The organism is Thioclava electrotropha (assembly GCF_002085925.2).
GTDB classification, from domain to species: Bacteria; Pseudomonadota; Alphaproteobacteria; order Rhodobacterales; family Rhodobacteraceae; genus Thioclava; species Thioclava electrotropha.
In genome coordinates this window covers 1,090,362-1,110,106 of the sequence record NZ_CP053562.1, presented here as the reverse complement: position 1 = coordinate 1,110,106, position 19,745 = coordinate 1,090,362, and the positions used below count along the sequence as shown (strand labels likewise).

The 19,745-nt window shown below is 62.7% G+C and carries 19 protein-coding genes and 2 tRNA genes; 11 read left to right on the top strand and 10 right to left on the bottom strand.

Annotated elements, in window-relative coordinates; translation table 11 throughout:
* The first annotated feature begins 58 nt into the window (after positions 1-58).
* The 3 genes from AKL02_RS05470 to AKL02_RS05460 all read left to right on the top strand — a co-directional run bounded on the left by AKL02_RS05470 (position 59) and on the right by AKL02_RS05460 (position 2,526).
* The gene (locus AKL02_RS05470; RefSeq protein ID WP_078539786.1) at positions 59-451 is read left to right on the top strand and encodes an MAPEG family protein; all 393 of its coding nucleotides are present in this window, start codon (positions 59-61) and stop codon (positions 449-451) included.
* 48 nt (positions 452-499) lie between these two features.
* The gene (gene lpdA, locus AKL02_RS05465) at positions 500-1,888 is read left to right on the top strand and encodes a dihydrolipoyl dehydrogenase (protein ID WP_083079203.1); all 1,389 of its coding nucleotides are present in this window, start codon (positions 500-502) and stop codon (positions 1,886-1,888) included.
* Between the two features lie 101 nt (positions 1,889-1,989).
* Complete coding sequence (locus AKL02_RS05460) at positions 1,990-2,526, top strand: hypothetical protein (protein WP_133051993.1); 537 nt, start codon at positions 1,990-1,992, stop codon at positions 2,524-2,526.
* Between the two features lie 96 nt (positions 2,527-2,622).
* On the opposite strand, the gene AKL02_RS05455 is transcribed toward AKL02_RS05460, so the two are convergent.
* From AKL02_RS05455 to AKL02_RS05445, 3 genes are all read right to left on the bottom strand, one after another.
* Entirely contained in the window at positions 2,623-3,126 is a 504-nt protein-coding gene (locus AKL02_RS05455; RefSeq protein WP_083079204.1) for an acyl-CoA thioesterase, read from the bottom strand.
* A 72-nt stretch (positions 3,127-3,198) separates the two neighbouring features.
* Positions 3,199-5,685: an ATP-dependent helicase HrpB gene (hrpB, locus tag AKL02_RS05450; protein ID WP_083079205.1), complete on the bottom strand. Its 2,487-nt coding sequence runs from the start codon at positions 5,683-5,685 to the stop codon at positions 3,199-3,201.
* Positions 5,657-6,409 (bottom strand): DUF3108 domain-containing protein, encoded by a 753-nt coding sequence (locus AKL02_RS05445; protein ID WP_083079206.1) that lies wholly within the window; start codon positions 6,407-6,409, stop codon positions 5,657-5,659. Before AKL02_RS05445 ends, hrpB begins: the two co-directional genes overlap by 29 nt.
* 130 nt (positions 6,410-6,539) lie before the next feature.
* Here AKL02_RS05445 and meaB point away from each other — a divergent pair, with 130 nt between their 5' ends.
* Complete coding sequence (gene meaB, locus AKL02_RS05440; protein ID WP_078539792.1) at positions 6,540-7,526, top strand: methylmalonyl Co-A mutase-associated GTPase MeaB; 987 nt, start codon at positions 6,540-6,542, stop codon at positions 7,524-7,526.
* 22 nt (positions 7,527-7,548) lie between these two features.
* Here the strand turns inward: meaB and AKL02_RS05435 are convergent, their stop codons facing one another.
* From AKL02_RS05435 to AKL02_RS05415, 5 genes are all read right to left on the bottom strand, one after another.
* Entirely contained in the window at positions 7,549-8,109 is a 561-nt protein-coding gene (locus AKL02_RS05435; RefSeq protein ID WP_083079207.1) for a copper chaperone PCu(A)C, read from the bottom strand.
* Positions 8,110-8,148: 39 nt separating this feature from the next.
* A complete protein-coding gene (locus tag AKL02_RS05430; protein WP_083079208.1) occupies positions 8,149-8,502 on the bottom strand; it encodes a hypothetical protein in 354 nt (117 codons plus the stop codon).
* Positions 8,503-8,614: 112 nt separating this feature from the next.
* Complete coding sequence (gene rpmB / locus AKL02_RS05425) at positions 8,615-8,902, bottom strand: 50S ribosomal protein L28 (RefSeq protein ID WP_078519735.1); 288 nt, start codon at positions 8,900-8,902, stop codon at positions 8,615-8,617.
* A 182-nt stretch (positions 8,903-9,084) separates the two neighbouring features.
* Positions 9,085-9,741, bottom strand: a complete 657-nt coding sequence (locus tag AKL02_RS05420; protein WP_078519736.1) for a GntR family transcriptional regulator — start codon at positions 9,739-9,741, stop codon at positions 9,085-9,087.
* Between the two features lie 31 nt (positions 9,742-9,772).
* Positions 9,773-10,468 (bottom strand): M48 family metallopeptidase, encoded by a 696-nt coding sequence (locus AKL02_RS05415; RefSeq protein WP_083079209.1) that lies wholly within the window; start codon positions 10,466-10,468, stop codon positions 9,773-9,775.
* A 143-nt stretch (positions 10,469-10,611) separates the two neighbouring features.
* Between AKL02_RS05415 and AKL02_RS05410 the strand changes: the two genes are divergently transcribed.
* From AKL02_RS05410 to AKL02_RS05385, 6 genes are all read left to right on the top strand, one after another.
* Positions 10,612-10,938 carry a TIGR02300 family protein gene (locus tag AKL02_RS05410; protein ID WP_078519738.1) on the top strand — a complete coding sequence of 109 codons (327 nt, stop codon included), beginning with the start codon at positions 10,612-10,614 and terminating at the stop codon, positions 10,936-10,938.
* Positions 10,939-11,186: 248 nt separating this feature from the next.
* Positions 11,187-11,262: transfer RNA gene (locus AKL02_RS05405), tRNA-Ala, on the top strand.
* A gap of 265 nt (positions 11,263-11,527) precedes the next feature.
* Entirely contained in the window at positions 11,528-12,946 is a 1,419-nt protein-coding gene (locus AKL02_RS05400; protein ID WP_232621775.1) for a site-specific integrase, read from the top strand.
* 298 nt (positions 12,947-13,244) lie between these two features.
* Entirely contained in the window at positions 13,245-14,876 is a 1,632-nt protein-coding gene (locus AKL02_RS05395) for an HsdM family class I SAM-dependent methyltransferase (RefSeq protein WP_165757029.1), read from the top strand.
* Positions 14,860-15,591: a hypothetical protein gene (locus tag AKL02_RS05390; protein WP_198453265.1), complete on the top strand. Its 732-nt coding sequence runs from the start codon at positions 14,860-14,862 to the stop codon at positions 15,589-15,591. The genes AKL02_RS05395 and AKL02_RS05390 overlap by 17 nt, the downstream gene beginning before the upstream one ends.
* A 209-nt stretch (positions 15,592-15,800) precedes the next feature.
* Positions 15,801-16,502, top strand: a complete 702-nt coding sequence (locus tag AKL02_RS05385) for a recombinase family protein (protein WP_232621719.1) — start codon at positions 15,801-15,803, stop codon at positions 16,500-16,502.
* Positions 16,503-17,606: 1,104 nt separating this feature from the next.
* Here the strand turns inward: AKL02_RS05385 and AKL02_RS05380 are convergent.
* Positions 17,607-17,683: transfer RNA gene (locus tag AKL02_RS05380), tRNA-Arg, on the bottom strand.
* Between the two features lie 146 nt (positions 17,684-17,829).
* On the bottom strand, positions 17,830-19,254 hold the full coding sequence (locus AKL02_RS05375; RefSeq protein ID WP_078539797.1) for a sensor histidine kinase: 1,425 nt from the start codon (positions 19,252-19,254) through the stop codon (positions 17,830-17,832).
* Between the two features lie 306 nt (positions 19,255-19,560).
* Here AKL02_RS05375 and rpmH point away from each other — a divergent pair, with 306 nt between their 5' ends.
* On the top strand, positions 19,561-19,695 hold the full coding sequence (gene rpmH, locus AKL02_RS05370; protein ID WP_075776231.1) for a 50S ribosomal protein L34: 135 nt from the start codon (positions 19,561-19,563) through the stop codon (positions 19,693-19,695).
* The last annotated feature ends 50 nt before the right edge of the window (positions 19,696-19,745 follow it).

Genomic DNA, 19,745 nt, shown 5'->3' with positions numbered 1-19,745 from the left:
TCGGGGGGTCCGGGGGGCAGACAGCCCTCCGGTCCGCCCTCTCCACCGGGAGCGACCCATGACCCCCGAACTCACCGTGCTCATCCTCGCGATCCTGCTCCATCTGGGGCTGATGATCGCCTATTCGGTCAAAGCGAATACGGAACTCGGCACGAAATACCCCGTCTCTCCGCGCGACAGGACGCCGCCGCCGATCTCGACCCTGCTCGGCCGGATTCAGCGCGCGATGAACAACTCCTTCGAGGGGCTGATCCTCTTTGCCCCCGTCGCGCTGGTCATCGGCCTGACCGGGCAGTCGAGCGCCGCCACTGCGGCCTTCGCCTGGATCTTTCTGATCGCGCGGGTTCTCTACATTCCGTCCTATCTGCTGGGCTGGGTGCCGTGGCGCTCGCTCATCTGGGGCTTTTCCTTCTTCGCAATTCTGGCGCTGGCGATTGCCGCGCTGATCTGACCTCCCGGCGCGAGGCCCCCTCGCGCCCCAATCCAAGGAGCAAGAACAATGGCTGACTATGATGTGATCGTGATCGGCGGCGGCCCGGGCGGCTATGTCTGCGCCATCCGCTGCGCCCAGCTGGGCCTGAAAACCGCCTGTGTCGAAGGCCGTGACAGCCTCGGCGGCACCTGCCTCAACGTGGGCTGCATCCCCTCCAAGGCGCTGCTGCATGCCACGCATCAGCTGCACGAAGCCGAGCATAACTTCGCCAAGATGGGCCTGAAGGGCAAATCGCCTTCGGTCGATTGGAAGCAAATGCTGACCTACAAGCAGGAAGTCATCGACGGCAACACCAAGGGCATCGAGTTCCTGTTCAAGAAGAACAAGATCGACTGGCTCAAGGGCTGGGGCTCGATCCCGGAAGCCGGCAAGGTGAAAGTGGGCGAGGACGTCCATAACGCCAAGAGCATCGTGATCGCCACCGGCTCCGAGCCCTCCTCGCTGCCGGGCATCGAGATCGACGAGAAAACCGTCGTGACCTCGACCGGCGCGCTGTCGCTGAACAAGATCCCGAAGTCGATGGTCGTCATCGGTGCGGGCGTCATCGGTCTGGAAATGGGTTCGGTCTATGCCCGTCTCGGCGCGGATGTGACCGTCGTGGAATATCTCGACGCGATTACCCCCGGCATGGACGGCGAGGTCTCCAAGAACTTCCAGAAGATCCTGTCCAAGCAGGGCCTGAAATTCGTCATGGGCGCCGCCGTGCAGGGCGTCGACGTGAAGAACAGCAAGGCCACGGTGAACTACCAGCTGCGCAAGGATGAGAGCAACGCCTCGATCGAAGCCGAGACCGTTCTCGTCGCGACCGGCCGCAAGCCCTATACCGATGGTCTGGGCCTCGAAGGCGTCGGCGTCGAGATGCTGCCGCGCGGTCAGGTGAAGACCGACGCGCATTGGCAGACCTCGGCCAAGGGCATCTACGCCATCGGCGACGCGGTCACTGGCCCGATGCTCGCCCACAAGGCCGAGGACGAAGGCATGGCCGTCGCCGAAGTCATCGCGGGCAAGCATGGTCACGTGAACTACGAAGTGATCCCGAGCGTGATCTACACCACCCCGGAAGTCGCTTCGGTGGGCCAGACCGAAGAGGCGCTCAAGCAGGACGGCCGCGCCTACAAGGTCGGCAAGTTCTCCTTCATGGGCAATGGCCGCGCCAAGGCAGTATTCCAGTCGGACGGCTTCGTGAAGCTGATCGCCGATAAGGAAACCGACCGCATCCTCGGCTGCCACATCATCGGCCCCGGCGCGGGCGACCTGATCCACGAGATCTGCGTGGCGATGGAGTTCGGCGCCTCGGCGCAGGATGTGGCCCTGACCTGCCACGCCCACCCGACCTTCTCCGAGGCTGTGCGCGAAGCCGCGCTCGCCTGCGGCGACGGCGCGATCCACGCGTAAGGCGGAACACTCGAAGAAAAACAAAAGGCGGGCTTTTGCCCGCCTTTTTCGTGTTAAGGTCGGCTATTATTCTGTCATTTTTCAACGACATGGTCTAACCGATGTTTTCTAAATCCTTCATCGCATGTGGTGCAGGCCTATTTCTGGCCGCGACGCCAGTCTTTGCCGAGGATCGAGCCACCGCTTTTCTTACCCTTTTTGAAAATTACTGCCTGTCGCGCATCGGAGAGGAAGGCCCCGGCCATCTTCCCCCTGAGGCACAGGCCAAAACGACGACTTTCACATTGAACGGCAAGTCGATCACGCAGACCCGCCACATCCTCCGAGGACCGGAACTCAGCCTCGATCAAAAGGCCACGGCCTGCGCCGTGACGACCAAAAAGCCGCTTTCCGATGCGGCAGCGTCAAAGCTGGCAGCTAAGCTCGGCGAGAAAATTGAAAGTCGTCTGCCGAGTCTTCGACCCTATGAGCAAGATAAACTCGGCTGGAAACTCCATCGAAGCTGGCTCGATGGGATTCCGAGCACGACAGCAATCAATTGGGGTGTCATCCTTATTCATCCCGGAACGGGAGATCCGGGAACGGATTTCACCTCGGTCACCCTTATTTTGCCGCCAGCGGACCGTGCGGGAAGCTAGGGCTTCCCGACGTCGTCGAGCTCATCTCCCCATCATTCGTATTACGCGAGAAGACTGGGCAATTTCGGAGCCGAGACCCCGTCAGTGCGCCGTAGCTCACCCCTCGCCGTGATCCGCCGCCGCGTCCATCTTGGCGGCGAATTCCCGGCGCAGTTCGCGGCGCAGTTCGGCGGCGCGCCAGCGGTGGCGTTCCTCTGCCGTCTCCGGCTCCAGCTTCGGTACCGCGGCGGGTTTACCGTTCTCGTCCACCGCAACCATCGTGAAATAACAGCTATTGGTGTGCCGCCGCGTGCCGGCCGTGATGTTCTCGGCCTCGACGCGGATGCCGATCTCCATCGAGGTCCGGCCCGTGTGGTTCACGCTGGCGCGGAACGTCACCAGTTCGCCCACATTGATCGGCTGCTGGAAGGTCACCTGATCGACCGACAGCGTCACCGCGTAGCGCTGCGAGTAGCGCGAGGCGAGCGAGAACGCGACCCGGTCGAGCCAGTTCAGCAGCGCGCCGCCATGCACCTTGCCAGAGAAATTCGCCTGATCGGGCGTCATCAGCACGGTCATCACGAGGCGCTTGCGGTCCTCGAAGCTCAGCGTTTCGGTCATGTTTTTCCCTCGTTGCCCCGGGCCATATGCGCGAAAGCCTCCCGTCGGGTCAATCCGCGCGGTGCGCATAGCTTACTTGCGCGGCTTGGCCCGCAGGGTCGGATCGGCCTCGCGCGGATCTTCCGGCCACGGATGCTTGGGGTAGCGCCCGCGCATATCCTTGCGCACATCGGCGTAAGAGCCCTCCCAGAAACCCGGCAGGTCCATCGTCACCTGAATGGGTTTGTGGCCGGGCGACAGCAGCGTGATCCTGAGCGGCAGGCGTTTCGGGCCGACCGTGGGATGGGCGGTGACGCCGAACATCTCCTGCAGGCGGATCTCGATGCCCGGTGCCTCGCCCGCGTAGTCGATCGGCACGCGACGGCCCAGAGGGGTCTCGAAATGCGCAGGAGCCAAACGATCGACCAGTTGCATCTGCTCCCAGTCGAGCGCCGCGCGCAGCGGATCGGTGAGGTCCAGCTTGCGCAGATCGGCCTCGGTCCGGACCTTGCCGAGATAGGGCAGCAGCCAGTCCTCGGCCCTCTCCAACAGCCCCTCATCCGAGAAATCGGGAAGATCAGCCCCCTGCCCGCGCAACAGCTCCACCCGCGCCTGAAGGCGGCGCGCGGCGGGCGTCATCGGCAGACCGATCTGGCGCAGCCCGGCCAGTGCACCGCGCGCCAATGCCTCACGCGGGGCGTCTTTCCAGACCCGATCGTCCAGCACCAGCGCGCCGAACCGTTCGTGCTTGCGCGCAACCACGCGGCCCTCGCGCTTGGACCAGTCGCAGACATCGTGCCACGCGATCTGATCGGCGAAGAGGCGGCGAACCTCGGCCTCGGAGATCGCGATGCCCTGGCGCACTTTCGCCTCGCGCGGATCGCCGTCGAGATCGCTCACCACGATCAGGCGTTGTGCGCCCAGCGGATCACCCTCGGCCACCACCGCCCCCTTGCCGCCTGACAGCACGTAGCGCGGCGCATCGCCCTTGCGGCGCAGGCCCACACGGTCGGGATAGGCGAGCGCGAGTTGCTCGGCGGGGGAATAGGTCTCGGGCGTCTCGGGGGCGAGACGGGCCAGCCGCTTCGCCTCGGAGCGGATACGCTCGATCGTGCCGCGATGGGGCGTATAGGGGTGGTGCGACTCAAAGCGCTTCGGGTCGCGGATGGCGCTGAGGCGCAAGGTCAGATCGGCGGGCGCGCCCCGCAGCGGATCGCGTTCGGCCAGAAGGGCGGCGAGCGGTGCTGCCTCGGGGCCCGCGGTCAACAGCATATGCCCGAGGCGCGGATGCAGCGGCAGTTTGGCGAGCTTGCGCCCGTGTTCGGTAATCAGCCCCGATTTCAGCGCGCCGAGCTCCTCCAGCAGAGCGCGCGCCTCCACCATCGCAGGCGGGGGCGGCGGCGTCAGGAAGGCCAGATCGCCGCCCTCGGTGCCCCAGAGCGCAAGCTCCAGCGCGAGGCCGGTGAGGTCGGCCACCTCGATCTCGGGCGGGGCGAAGGCGGGCAGCGCGCCTTCCGCGCCCTTGGTCCAGAGCCGGTAGCAGATGCCTTCCGCCACGCGGCCCGCGCGGCCCCGGCGCTGCTCGGCCTCGGCGCGCGAGACGGGCTCTGTCACCAGCCGCGCCATCCCCGAACTTGGGTCGAAGCGCGCGCGGCGGGCGCGGCCGCCGTCGATGACGACGCGGATGTCTTCGATGGTCAGCGAGGTCTCGGCGATGGCGGTGGCCAGCACCAGTTTCCGGCCCGAAGGCGCGGGCGCGATGGCGGCGCGTTGGGCTGCGAACTCCATCGCGCCGAACAGCGGGCGGATCGCGATATCATCGGCCAAGCGGCCCTTCAGCAGCCCTTCGACGCGGCGAATCTCGCCCTCGCCCGGCAGGAAGGCCAGCAGGCTTCCGTCGGTGGCCTCGGCGGCCTCGGTGATTAGCCCGGCCATCGCGGCTTCAAACCGCATCGAACTGTCCACCGGACGGTCCAGCCACCGCGTCTCCACCGGATAGGCACGGCCCTCGGAGACCACGATCGGCGCATCCTCTAGAAGCTGCGCCACCGGCTCGGCATCGAGCGTGGCCGACATCACCACCAGCGCCAGATCGGGGCGCAGCGCGCCGCGTACTTCCCATGCCAGCGCCAGCCCCAGATCGGCATTGAGCGAGCGTTCGTGGAATTCGTCGAAGATCACGCAGCCGATGCCGGTCAGTTCCGGGTCGGATTGCAGCACGCGGGTCAGGATGCCTTCGGTCACCACTTCGATCCGGGTGGCTTTCGAGACCTTCGCCTCGCCGCGGATGCGGTAGCCGACCGTCTCGCCGACCTTTTCGCCCAAAGTGTCCGCCATGCGCTCGGCGGCGGCGCGCGCGGCCAGACGGCGCGGCTCCAGCATCACGATCCGGCCCTCGATCTGATCCAGTAGCGCCAGCGGCACGCGGGTCGTCTTGCCCGCGCCCGGCGGCGCCATCAGCACCGCGCGGCCATGCGCAGACAGCGCCGCCCGCAGATCGGGCAGCACCGCATCGATCGGAAGAGAAAAGCGGTCTGTGTTCACCCGCCCCTTATTGCCGAGTGAGGCGGCCTTTTCCATAGATCGTATCGGTCTCGATCTTGTCGACCTGCAAACCGCCCTTCGCGCTCGGCTCGTAATAGAGGGTGAAGGCGAAGCGGCTCTTTTCCTTCATATCCTTTTCCGAGAACCCTTCGAGTCTGCGATATTCGCCCGAACAGACGAGATCTTTGCCGTCCGGTTTCGGATCGAAGAGGCGCACCTGAGAGCGCCGCGCGCCGTCATACATCTTCACGTCGAGCTTGCAGGCCTCGTCGCGCGGCACATCGCGCAGCACGGCATAGAGCGCAGTCAGCGGATCGACCGTTCCGCCCTGTTTCGCGGGATCGACATCGCGGGGTTTGGGCTTGCGCGGAGGCTGCTGGCTGACGGAAACGGGCGTGCCGTTATTGTAGATGATCTGGTGCTTAGATTTGCGCCCCGGCGCGTCATCCACCTCGGAATACTTGAGCGGGGTGAATTTCTGGCCGTCATGAAGCCCCGAGACGCTGGCCGAGAACTTGATCTTGCGCAGCAGCCCCACGAAGCCCGCCGTCTGCAACACGCCATTCGCGCCATAGGCGCCGTCGGTGATCTTGCCGTTGATCGCCAGCTCCCCCGCGCGGATGCCTTTCAGCACCACGTCGAAGACGATCTTGTCGCTTTGCTCGGCGCGTGCGGGCGCTGCGCCAAGGGGCGCGATCACCAGCGCCGCTGTCAGCGCAGCGGTCAAGGCGCGGGGCAAACGGTTCGAAAGAGATGTCATTGGCATCCTCGTGTCAGGAATTTCCCATTGGCTCTGGACATAGGTCGCAGGGTGCAGGCAAGTAACCGTTAAGTCTTCACGTCTGATGTCATTTTTGACACGAATACCCAAAATCAGCGAAAGCCTGCCGATGACCAAACAAAGCCCCGCCGACCTCGCTCCGCGCATTCTGGCCTCCGATCGCCGCGCCTTGGCCCGCGCGATCACGCTGGTGGAATCGGGCCGGGCCGAGCATCGCGCGCAGGCGGTCGAACTCTTGGATACGCTGGCGGGCGAAGGGCGTCAGGCACTGCGCATCGGGCTTTCGGGCACGCCGGGCGTCGGCAAATCCACCTTCATCGAAGCCTTCGGGATGATGCTGACCGCGAAGGGGCTGAAGGTCGCTGTGCTCGCGGTCGATCCGTCCTCGGCGCGCTCAGGCGGCTCGATCCTCGGCGACAAGACCCGGATGGAGCGCCTGTCGCGCGATCCCAATGCTTTTATCCGCCCCTCGCCGTCTCAGGCGCATCTGGGCGGCGTCGCGCGGCGCACCCGCGAGGCGGTGTCTCTGTGCGAGGCGGCGGGCTTCGACGTGGTGCTGATCGAGACCGTGGGCGTCGGCCAGTCCGAGACGCTGGTGGCCGAGATGGTGGATCTGTTCGTGCTGCTGATGGCCCCGGCTGGCGGCGACGAGCTGCAGGGCGTTAAGCGCGGCATCATGGAGATGGCCGACCTGATCTTGGTGAACAAGGCCGATGGCGATCTGAAACCGGCCGCGATGCGGACGGTCTCGGATTACGCGGGCGCGCTGCGGCTGTTGCGCAAGCGGCCTCAGGACCCCGAAGGGTTCCCCAAGGCGCTGCCGGTCTCGGCGATGGAAGAGAACGGGCTGGAGAAGGCCTGGGACGAGATGACCGCGCTGGCCGAATGGCGGCGCGCGAACGGGCATTTCGATCAGCGCCGGGCAGAGCAGGCGCGGCACTGGTTCGAGGCCGAAGTGCGCGAGGGGCTTCTTGCGCGGCTGCGCCAGGACCCGGAGATCCGCGCCAAGATGCGCGAATTGGGCGATGCCGTGGCCAGCGGCGAGAGCGCGGCCTCGGCGGCCGCAGCCGAGATGCTGGAGCAGTTGGGCGGCTGAGCGCCGCCCTGCCCGGCCCCGCTCACATATCGCTTTCTTTCTTGTCCATCGTGGGCTCGGTATGCTCGGGCTCCCCGTGGGTCATGTCTTCATGTGAAATCTGCGGATCGGCGACCGGTGCACTCTCCGGCGTTGCCGCGGCGGGCTGATCGCGGCTCAGATCGACCGGGATGTCCACGACCATCAGCCCCGTCTTCTCGAAGCGCAGGTTGAGTGTGACCATGTCGCCTTGGTGGAGCGGCTGGTTCAGTCCCATGAACATGACGTGATCGCCGCCGCGCTGCAGGACATGCTCGCCCTTGGCGGGGATCTCGAAGCCTTCCTTGACCTCGAGCATCTGCATCTCGCCATTCGGCCCTTGCTTGTGGGTGTGCAGCTCGACGCGTGCGGCGACGTTCGAGCTGACCGAGAGAAGGCGATCGTCGAGATCGGAGATATTCTTGATCTCCATGAAGGCCGCCGCCGATTTCGACATCGGGGTCGAGACCCGAACATAGGGGTCGAGGATCTGGATCGGCTCGGCGGCGAAGGCGGGGAGAGCTGCGGCGATCAGCGCCGCGCTCATCAGGTATTTGCGGATCATTTGCGTCTCCTGTGGGTGTGTTCGTCTGAAAGCTTGGGGTCAGACGGGCATGGGCGGTCCGCGGGCGCGCGGCACCACGACGGCCTGCGCCTGCGCGGTCTCGGGCTCGACCGTCTCGACGCTGCGCCCCTCGCCCTTCGGCGGTGTCGGTAGAGCCGGCGCGAGCGCGACGGCGGCCATCATCGCCAGAACCATGTCGGGGCAGATATGGGCGGGACCGGTCGGATTGCCCTCGGCATCGACGCTGACCGTGGTCACGCCGTAGCCGGTGCAGAGCACCACCTCGCCCGCGACGCGCGCCTGACCGCGTGCGACCGCCATCGTCATGCTGGTCATGGCCAGCATGAGCGCCGCGGCGATCCCGATTGGCAGCTTGAAGCGCGTCCTCCACATGGCGCTCACACTAGCGTGACGACGCAGGGAGGGAAATATGGCAGATCGCTCCGCACAAGCAAAAACCCCGCGCCGAAGCGCGGGGTTTTCGTAACTTTGGATCCGGAAAGGATCAGGCGGCTGCCTGAGCTTTCGCGATCGCTTTCTTGATCTTCAGAGCATTCACCGACAGCTCTGCATCCTTCGCCTTGGCGAGGAACGCGTCGAGACCGCCGCGATGGTCAACCGAGCGCAGGCCGGCTGCGGAAACGCGCAGCTTGAAGCTCTGGCCCAGGGTGTCCGAGATCAGGGAGACATCGTTCAGGTTCGGCAGGAAGCGACGACGCGACTTGTTGTTCGCGTGGCTCACTTTGTTGCCCGTCGTGGGGCCCTTGCCGGTCAGTTCGCAAACGCGCGACATGGCATTCTTCCTTCGTTTCTTACCTGGCCGAAGTTACGCGAATCGCGCGCCCGGCCCCAACATGAGAAGGCGCCGCATGGCAGCGCCCGAAAATCTGTTGGCGCGGAATACGGGCAATGGCGTCTCGCGTCAAGTCGCCCAAGCCGTTTTTATGCCCCTCACGCATCGCTTAAGGGGCGGTTTTACCAGCCACGCTGGGCTAGGTGGCGCAAACCCTGGGTCACATCGGTGCGCACGGCCAATCGAAGCGCCGGTTCGTCGCCCGCCCGCAGAGCCGAGAGAATCATTCGGTGGTGGCGCGGCGGCTCGTTGCGCTGCAGCTTGGTGTAGACCGCGCGCATCGTCGGCCCCAGCTGCAGCCAGACGGTTTCGATCACCGCGAGCATCGCGGGCGCCTGCGCGCGCAGATAGAGCGTGCGGTGAAATTCGAGGTTGGTGCGGATGTAGCCCACCGCATCCTGCTTCGCGACAGCCTCGGCATTGGCGACGTTGATCGCGCCGAGACGATCGATCAGTGCGAGGTGGGCGCGCGGTAGGGCGCGGGCGGACAGCTCTGGCTCGATCAATGCGCGCAGCGCCGCCAGCTCCTCGATCCGCTCGTTCGACAGTTCCGGCGTGGCGACGCGGCCCGAACTCGACAGCGTCAGCGCCCCTTCCGCCACCAGCCGCCGCAACGCCTCGCGCGCGGGGGTCATGGAGACACCGTATTGCTTGCCCAAACCCCGCAGCGTCAACGCGGTGCCCGGCAGCAACTCCCCCACCATGATCTGCTGGCGCAAGGCGCGGTAGAGCCGATCATGGGCGGCGGTCTCGATGGGACGTGTGGAAATCGTGGTCATGCGCTTTTTGTGATCACGTTAGCAGCCGGGGTCAATCTCGAAACCGGATCGCATGCAATGCAGAGCCTTCGCGCTTGAGCCAGGCGCGCTCGGTCTTGAAGCTCGGACGCAGGGCCTCGACGACGCGCCAGAAGGCGGGCGAGTGATTCATCTCCTCGAGATGCGCGACCTCATGGGCCGCGACATAATCGAGCACTTCCGGCGGCGCCATGATCAGGCGCCAGCTATAGGACAGCGCCCCGGTCGAGCTGCACGAGCCCCAGCGCGAGCGCGTGTCGCGAATCGTGATCTTGGCGAAGTCGCGCCCGATCTCGGAGGCATAGCGCGCGCTGGCCGCATGCAACCGCAGACGGGCCGCGTGTTTGAAAAAGGTCTCGACCCGCACCCCCAGCCGCGCCGGGTCTTCGGGCACCAAGAGCCGCGCGCCATCGATCTTCGGGCTGCGCAACCGTGCGGGCTCTAATGTCAGCATCCGCCCCTCGAAAGGGATACCTTGCCCGAATCGTACCGCCTGCGCGGGCGGAATCGCCCCGAGGGTCTTGCGCAGCCATTCGGTTTGCGAGCGCGCGAAGGCCAAAGCCTCGCGCTCGGACGCACCCCGCGGGATCGTGAGCGCCACCCGGCCGTCCACCCGCGACACCCGCAGAGAGAACCTGCGCGCGCGGCCTGAGCGGCGCAGAACCAACTCCACCTCAGGCAGTTCCGGAATGGGGGGCGTGCGGGACAGAAGCTTTCTCCGAAAGGTTCGACAGCGAGAGGTGGCCCGCGGGTCGCAGCCCGACCAGAAAAGGCACGAAAAGGCTTTGACACCCTGCCCGGCATGTGGCAGGTGGCTGCGACTCTGCTGGATTAAGTGCGCAGGAGAATTCCATGCCGAAAGAGGAATGGGGCGTCAAGCGTCTGTGCCCGCATTGCGCGAGCCGCTTTTACGACCTGAATAACGACCCGATGACCTGCCCGGTCTGCAACAACACCTTTACCCTCGAGGCTCTGACCTCGGGCAGCGGTCGTACGCTTACGACCGACAAGACGTCGTCTCAGAAAGACGATGACGTCAGTCTCGGAGATGACGATCTCGACACCGATGACGGTGACGTGGATCTCGACGACGATCTGCTCGACGACGACGACGATGACGACAATGTCTCGCTCGATGACATCGCGGATGTCAGCACCGAGGATAAGGAAGACAACTGATCGGCTGGGCCGCTCGGGACCATTGATCAAGGCGCGACGGGAAACCGTGGCGCCTTTTTCTTTGGTGCCGCGCCCTGCCCCGGCACGCAGCCTCGCGCCCCGTTTTCGGGTGCGGATAAAGACTGACGTTCGGGAATGCGAGAGTGACGAAATTTTCGCGCGGTTCGGGGCGAAATTCCTCTTGCACCGCCGCGGCGCTTTGCCTATACGCCTCCCCACACAGCGGGGCTACCTGCTGGACCTCCGGTGGGGCCATAGCTCAGTTGGGAGAGCGCTTGAATGGCATTCAAGAGGTCAGGGGTTCGACTCCCCTTGGCTCCACCAATTCTCTACAGATCAGTATGATAGCTAGACGCTAGAGCGGTGTGACACACAGGTGTGACACCAAATGAAGCTACCAGCCTACCTTAGCGTCTCCCGGCACGGCATCTTCTACTTCCGCTGGCCCGTCCCCAATCCCCCATCACGCAGCGAACGCAGGACTGTACGCGTCTCCCTCGGCACAAAATGCTCGAAGGAGGCTGGCACTCTCGCAAGGTACCTTGCAATCTGCGGGTCGAGCATTGAGCAGAGATTACCAGTGGCAGGCATGGACTACTCAGTCATTCGGACGACACTCCATAAACACCTTCGGGCGAGACTTGAGAGAGCAAAAGCTTGGCGTGAACGCCACGGACCGCTGGCGGCGAAGGATAGGGCAAACATCAAGGACATCCTCTCCATGCTTGAAGAGGGCAACAGAGAATACTGGCACCTCCTAGGCTCTGATCACGCGCGGGAAGAGTTGGACAAATTCTTCAAAGAAACCGGGCTGCCTCGGGACGAATGCCGGGACCATACCTCGGTGATCCTCGACGAGATCAGAAAGGGCCAGATCGGTTACTGGAAGGCGCTGCTGGCGCATTCCGAAGCGCTGGAGGTTTATGACTTCTCAGAAGCCCAGAGGAGCCCTCAGAGCGCCTCCGCGCCCCGTCCGGCACCTCTCGCCAGCCCAACCCTCTCTGAGGCCGTAGAAGCGTTTTTCAGAGAGCATGAGAAGACGGCGGGCTGGACCTCCGGCACGGTTGAAAAACGACGCGCGGTGCTGGACGTCGCGTTGGAATGGCTGGGCCCAGACACGGCGATGGCGGACATAGGCAAAAGGGAAGCTGCCGGCCTCAAGGAGGCAACGCTGGCGCTTCCTGCAAATCGGGCCAAGGTGTCCAGACTGCGGGGACTGTCGTTACGGGAAGCCATCGCAGTGCCGGGCATCCCAAAGATCAGCAACGCCACAGCCAATGCATACCTCAGCGCCTACAAGGTGTTCTGGGCTTGGGCAGAGGCACACGGGTTCGCACCTGAGGCTCTCTTTGATGGCATGGCCGTCGCCAAGAGAGGGCACGGCACCAAGGACCGTCGCCCCTTCACTCAAGAAGCCCTAGAGAAGGTCTACTCGGCACTAACGGACCCCGGCAGCAAGTTCTTCGGGAAGACCAGCCACAGGTGGGCAACGCTCATTGCGATGTTTTCCGGGGCTCGCCTGAACGAGGTCTGCCAGCTACAAGTTGACGACATTCTTCAAGTTGACGGGGTTTGGGTCTTCAACTTCACTGACGACGGCGATGCCACCAAACGCCTCAAGTCCAGTGCTGCCCGGCGCCGCGTACCTGTCCACAGCGAACTGCTAAAGCTAGGACTACTCGAATACCGCGACAGTCAGCGCGCTCTGGGCCGCGACCGCCTGTTCGCAGACTACACTTACCACCCCAAGCACGGCTACGGCGACAAGCTGAGCAAGTGGTTTAACCGGACCTTCATGCAAGCTCTTGGCATCAAGTCCGACGCGCATGTTTTCCATGGATTGCGGCACACTTTCGCCACGCGCTTAGGACAGGCCGATGTGCCCCTTGAGCGTATCCAGTTCATAATCGGGCATGAGCGGCAAGGCGTGACCAATCAGGTGTACATGAAAGAGGGGTTCACTTTGCGGCAGACGCGCGAGGCTGTAGAGCGGTATGCGGTGGACTAGGGTGGGAGCGAGTACCGGACCCGCTACCATTTTCTAAGCCATTGATTGGCAATGGCCGCCGAGTGCGAGATTACTTGGTGTGTAACACTTTGTCCCGCCCCGAGCAGCTAACGCCAAGCCAATCTCAACGGAATGCGGAACTTCAAGCAGCGAGGCGTTGCATTTTCGGCTACGACATTCGTTCAGCCAGACAATGAAGCTTCAACCCATGTTGCCATCTTGTTCTCGCCATGCCACGTTGCGGACAGGGTGTTCGGTAGCTACGGAGCACGGACACGCGTATGCAGGGGAGACATTGGTGGCAGGAACTATTGAAGAGAAGGCACGAGGAGCCTTTTTCACGCCCGCCGAGATCGCCGAATACATGGCGCAGTGGTCCATCCGGAGCCCCGGGGATGACGTGCTTGAGCCTTCCTGCGGTGAAGCCGTATTTCTTCGCGCGGCCGGGAGAGCCTTGCGTGAAGTGAGCCAAGGCTCGTCACGGCCAGAAGGCAAGTTGTCAGGTGTGGAGCTGCATGAGACGTCGGCGGTACAGGCCCGCGAGATACTTGCAAACGAAGGCTTCACCGCCGACGTAGCCGTGGGCGACTTTTTTGAGCATTCGCCGGAGATCGCCTATGACGTGGTCCTCGGCAATCCACCTTACGTGCGGTATCAGGAGTTTTCGGGAGCCGCGCGCGCCAAAAGTCTAGAAGCGGCGCTTGCGCAAGGCGTTAGGCTTTCGGGCCTTGCAAGTTCGTGGGCGGCGTTCGTGATCAAGGCCGCGCTGCACCTGAAGCCACAAGGTCGGCTCGCGCTTGTCCTTCCAGCCGAGTTGTTGAGTGTTGGCTATGCAGCTGAGGTAAGGCGTTTTTTGCTCAATCGATTTGCGTCGCTCCGGCTTGTGACATTCGAGGAGCGAGTATTCCCCGGAGTTCTCGAAGATGTTGTGCTACTGCTGGCTGAGGGCAGCGGGGGGGCAAACAGCTTCCAACTTCATCAAGCCCGCAACGCTGCTTCACTTGCCGAAGATGCCAAAGATTGGACGGACTTCGTGCCCTCCAACGGTGGGAAGTGGACACCAGCACTCGTGGCCCAACATGCCTTCCAAGAGTACGATGCACTGGCCTCACAGGTTTGCGAACCTCTTTCGTCTTGGGGACGCGCCTACCTTGGTTCTGTGACGGGCAACAATTCCTTCTTCACGTTGACTGAAGAAGAGGCGAACAGGTACGGCATCAGCAGCAAAGAACTCTTGCGGATTTCTCCGCCCGGCTCCCGCCATCTTAAGGGGTTGGAGTTTTCGACAAAAGCGTGGAAGGCGTTGTGTGCTGATGGACAACGTGGCTATCTGTTCTACCCCGGCGCTAATCCTTCCTACGAAGCGCAGAAGTACATCGAAGAGGGGGAGCAGCGCGATGTTTCAAAAGCTTACAAGTGTCGCGTTCGGAAGCCGTGGTGGCGAGTGCCACTGGTCGACACGCCGGATTTGCTGCTCACCTATATGAACCATGATCGACCGAGGCTAATAGCGAACAACGCTAAAGCAACGATTATCAACTCTGTGTACGGCTTGATGCTGAAGGACGATCGCAAAGAGATTGGCAAGTCCCTGCTACCTCTTGCGTGCTTGAATAGCGTAACTCTCTTGGGGGCAGAAGTCGTGGGTAGAGCGTATGGCGGGGGGCTACTCAAGTTGGAGCCACGCGAGGCGGACAAGCTCCCTGTCCCATCACTTGAGGTTGTCAATGAGAAGAAGGATCGGCTTCAGGCGATCAAGCCTCAGCTGGGTTCTGCCCTTCGCAGTGGGCGGCTCGAAGAGGCATGCATGTTGGTTGACCCGATTGTGCTCGAAGGCGTGACGGACGCGACGCTCGCGAACTTGCGGCAGGCGCGAGAGGTTCTCTTCAACAGGCGGAAAGTGCGGGGTGGCAATGGCCAGAGTAGATGATCTCCTCGAAGCCGCCCTGAACCGAGTTGGCGCGAAACCGCCAGACACTGCCACTCAGGCGCAGAAGAAGTCTTTTTCGGAGCGTGTTTCTCAGGCCGTCGCCGAAGCCATTGCAGAGGAATTACGTCAGCGAGGCTTGGCCGGCGCACGCCCTGCTCCTCCGGGCGTCACAGGAGACACCGGCGCGGAGCGGCGCATGGCAGGAGGCATTGGAGCCAAGAAGGTCGATGTGACATGGGCGACCGAAGAAAGCGGACTGCTCCTCGGGATCTCCATCAAGACAATCAACTACCGCGATGCCAGATCGGGCAACTTCCAGAAGAACTTGATCAACCGGCGTGGGGACATGCTCATCGAAGCAGTGACCCTGCACCGGCGGTTTCCGTACGCGGTGCTAGCGGCTCTCTTTTTCCTAGACGCGGGGGCTGCGCGTGACGGCACCAACCAGCGCAGGTCTACGTTCGAGAACGCACATCAGCGGCTTGCATTGTTCACCGGTCGCGATGACCCTGGGGGCCGGGACGAGCAGTTCGAGGAGTTTTATCTATTGCTGCTCGACAGTGGAGCTACGCAAGGCAGGATCAAGGCTTTTGCTGTCGGAGAGCCCACTAAAGAGGTGGCCATGGAGGCGGTGATTGACCGGCTGGCGGAACTCGTTGCGTTGCGAAATCCAGACTTCTACGAGTGCGTCAACGGAACGATTAAACGTCTTTAGATTGAAAAATCCGGCACATTTTTTCGTGCCCATATCTACCCATCTAGTCGACAAGTCCTCCCCCATGCCGCCCCCTGCATTGCAGGCTCCATACTAGCAGGCAGCATTCCCAACTATTCCCAACTGTGACTTCACCCCAAACCCGTGCAGCGCAGCGGCCGCAGGTGTAACGCCCTCAACCATCGTTGACTTTTGCAACAATCTCGTTGATGCTGCGTGCACCCAAACAAACAGGCCGGTTCGGAACCATGCAGGACTATGTGATCTACAGGCGAGTGAGCACCAAGGAGCAAGGACGCAGCGGCCTTGGTTTGGACGCTCAGGACCGGGACATTGCCCTGTTTCTTGAGCGCTTCAGTGAGGTGCCCTATCGGGTTCTGGCTACCTTTACGGACGTGCTCAGCGGAGCAGATGGCGACAGGCCGGAACTGTCCGCAGCCCTTGACCTCTGTCGAAAGTCCGGGGCAACGCTCTTGGTCAGCAAGCTGGACAGGCTTTCACGCAAGGTCTCCGCCATTGCAACACTCATGGAGGACAAGCGCGTTAGCTTCCGCGTGGCCCAGATGCCCTATGCCGACAACTTTCAGCTACACATCTACGCTGCGCTGGCTGAGCAGGAGCGGGAGTTCATTTCGGCCCGCACTAAGGCGGCTCTGGCAGAGGCCAAAGCGCGGGGTACTCGGCTTGGCGGGCTTCGGGACAAAACCATGCAGCGCAACGCGGCGATACAGGCGAACGCCACCGCGCGCGCCGAGAAAGTTGCTGGGATCGTGCTACCACTGCGGGATGCCGGGAAGCCGCTACGGGAGATCGCAGATCACTTGAACCGGGCTGGCGTCCAAACCGCCAGAGGCGGGCGCTGGCAGGCATCTCAGGTGAAGCGCGTGCTAGATCGGCTGAAGGCGAGATAGGGCCTCAGAGATCCGCTCCGTGGCTCTGTGGGCGGCTTAGGTTGGCCAGCGCATCTGTTTTCTTTGGTTCGGGTCCGGCGGTGCCCGGTTCGGGCAACCCTAGCTCCTCCATTCCATAGACATAGACCCGATAGCTACTTCAACCGGGATTGCTCACCCGGGGCACTCTGTCTCGGACGGCGAGGCTCGGTTGGCTAACCTGCTATTTCGTAGAGACAGGCTGGCTTATTCCCTCATTCCATAGACACAGAGGGCCGGTATCTGTTTCAGCCTAGGTTGTTACCTGAGTTCAATAATTTAGCATTAGCCCACGGACCAGAATAGGTTGCTATAGCCTAGATTATATCAATCTTACAGATAGTTAGAATAACTGCAGCATACGACGCAGCATACGACCCGGATACATAACTTTGTAGTATCAATAGGTTAACTTCGGCATAAGCACTCCCGGATTAGCCTCAAGGGCAACATCTATTGTTTTTCAGTTAGTTATAACAGTTAAAGGCATCACTTACCCCTTCCGGGCTGACCTCCTTCTGAGACAGAACTGAGCGCACAAACCCGCCGGGCAAACCCGAACTTGCCAACGAAGCAGGTGTGACATTACAGTGTGACACACAACGAAACACGACACCGCACTATCGTTTAAGATCAAGTAGTTGTGGAACTTGCGGGGTCTCCCCTTGGCTCCACCAAACAAACTTCGACACGCCGAAAACCCCGCCCTTCGTGGCGGGGTTTCGCGTTTCCGGGGGCATTGTTTTTCTGAAAGCAGCTGAGCCTCTCGCCGCTTCAGACAGACGCGTGAGAGGGGCCCGAGAGGGCCGCCACGCGCCCTGCCCTTGGATCCCGCCCGGAGAGGACGCAGAGCCTCGATCAGCGCGCAGCCACCCTTCGAACACCTCCGCGGCACCCCACACCCATGCGCGGCCCGGAGCCTCTCTCGCAGCGCAGCGAGAGCTTGTCCGATGAGACGTCCCTAAGGACGACCGGAGGACCCGCGGCTCAACATGCACGATCGCGAGAGCGCGCAGACCGCAGCAGACAACGGCGCGAACGACAGGCATGGCCTGCGAGGCATTGATTTTCAGGAGTAGGGGGAAATGGCGGACCCGGGACGATTCGAACGCCCGACCCCTTGATTCGTAGTCAAGTGCTCTATCCAGCTGAGCTACGGGTCCGCTTATGTGGGGCGATGTAACGGCCACGTCGGAGCGATGCAAGAGCAAATTCGAGGCAATTTTGGAAAACCGTCAAAATTCTTGGATGCCCTCGCGGAAGCCCTGAAGATCGGCACGCACCTCCCGGAACGTAACCCTACGCAGGCTCAGGAAATTGCGCCCGCGCCCTTCTCGGAGGCGCAATCGAGCGCGATGTCCGAGGGCAGGAATATTCGGAACTCGGTGCCGTTGCCGTCGGTCCGAACCAGGTCCAGACGCCCGCCATGGCCACGAATCAACTCTGCGGCGATGGCGAGGCCAAGGCCTGTCCCGCCCGCGCGCGTGCCGCCCGTGAAGGGCTTGAAGAGGTGTTCGCGCGCAGTCTCCGGCAGGCCGGGGCCGCTATCTTGGACGCGGATCCACCAGCCATCGGCATTCTCGCCTGCGCCGATCTCCACCGTGCCGTTCTGGCCGGTCGCTTCGATCGCCTGTCGGGCGTTGCGCACGAGGTTGTTGAGCACACGATACAGCTGCTCGCGGTCGGCGCGGATCACCAAATTCGGCGGCATGTCGGTGACGAAATCGACGAGCGGGCCTTCGCTCGGATGCTCTTCGTTCTCCAGAACCTCTTGCGCCAGTTCTCCGAACATGAAGCGCGACAGAGTCGGCGGCGGCTCCTTGGCCTTGCCGAAGGCGAGCGTCGTTTCGCACAGATTGATCGCGCGCTCGATCGAGCCGGTCAGCTTGGGCGCCGCGCGCTTCACGCCGGGATCGTCGGAGCTTTCCATCCGGTCGGCAAAGAGCTGCGCCGTGGTGAGGATGTTGCGCAGGTCGTGGCTGATCTTAGCGACCGCCTGCCCGAGCTGCGCGAGACGCTCCTTCTGGCGCAGCGACGCGGTGAGCTGCTGTTGCATCGAGGCCAGCGCCTCTTCGGCCACGCGCAGCTCCTCGACGCTGGCCTGCGGAGTTATGATGCGCCGCGCATCCTCGGGCGCGTCCGCATAAGAAGACATATGCGCGACCAGCCGCTTGATCGGCACGACCATCAGGCGACGCACGAGAAGGAACAGCAAAACGGCGGTGATCACCGAGAAGACCGCCGAGATCGACAAGAGCCGCAGCCCGTATTCCACCATCGCGATCCGCATCGGTTCGGTCGCGAGCGTCACCTCGATCACGATACCGCCCTTCTGCACCGGCTGGCCCAGCACCCGGATCACCCGATCCCCGGAATCGAAGAGCGCGTGGACCGCGTCGCGAATCCGCGTCCATTCCGTCGAATCGCGCAGGTCGTAGGTTTCGGTCACCGGAGAGGGAATCGGCGAAGACAGCACCAGCTGCCGCGCCGCATCCCTGCGCAGCACCACGTTGAAGACGCCCGCATTGGACAGAAGCTCTTTTTCCAGATCGGGCGCTATAGTGGTGTCGGTGGTCAGAAGCGCAAGCGAGGCGATCTGCGCACGCTCAAGTCGCGTAAGAAGATAGTCTTCGCGAAAATTCGCCAAACCCGGCAAAAGGATCAACGCCTCGGCGAGCACCACGAAAACCGTGGTCAGGATCAGAAACCGCCCTGAAAGAGTGTTCACTTTCATCGCCTATCAAACGCAAGGCCGTCCCGAAGGATCGGCCCGTCCCCTTCAATGTCACTCTTGATGCACCGCCGGTCAGGATGCAAGGATACCGTCCCCTGCGTCAGCCGCGCTTTGCGCACAAGATAGGCGGCTCGCGCAGAAGGCAAAACCCCGTGAGCGGTCACGATCCGTGCGAAGCGACCGGAAAAGCCGGAAAAAACCCGCTTTCGCGAATTGACTTGCTGGGGAGAGGTCACTAAAGAGCGGCATTCGAAATGCTATCTGGCCCTCGAATCCTGTTTCTGGGCCCGAACCGGAGTGAAAACGATGAAACGCACGTTCCAGCCGTCGAACCTCGTTCGCGCCCGTCGCCACGGCTTCCGCAGCCGCATGGCCACGAAGGGTGGACGCCGGGTTCTCAACGCCCGTCGCGCGAAGGGCCGTAAGCGTCTGTCGGCTTAAGGCCGTTACAGCCGCGACTGGCTTTTGACGCCGCCGGATGCTTTTCGCAG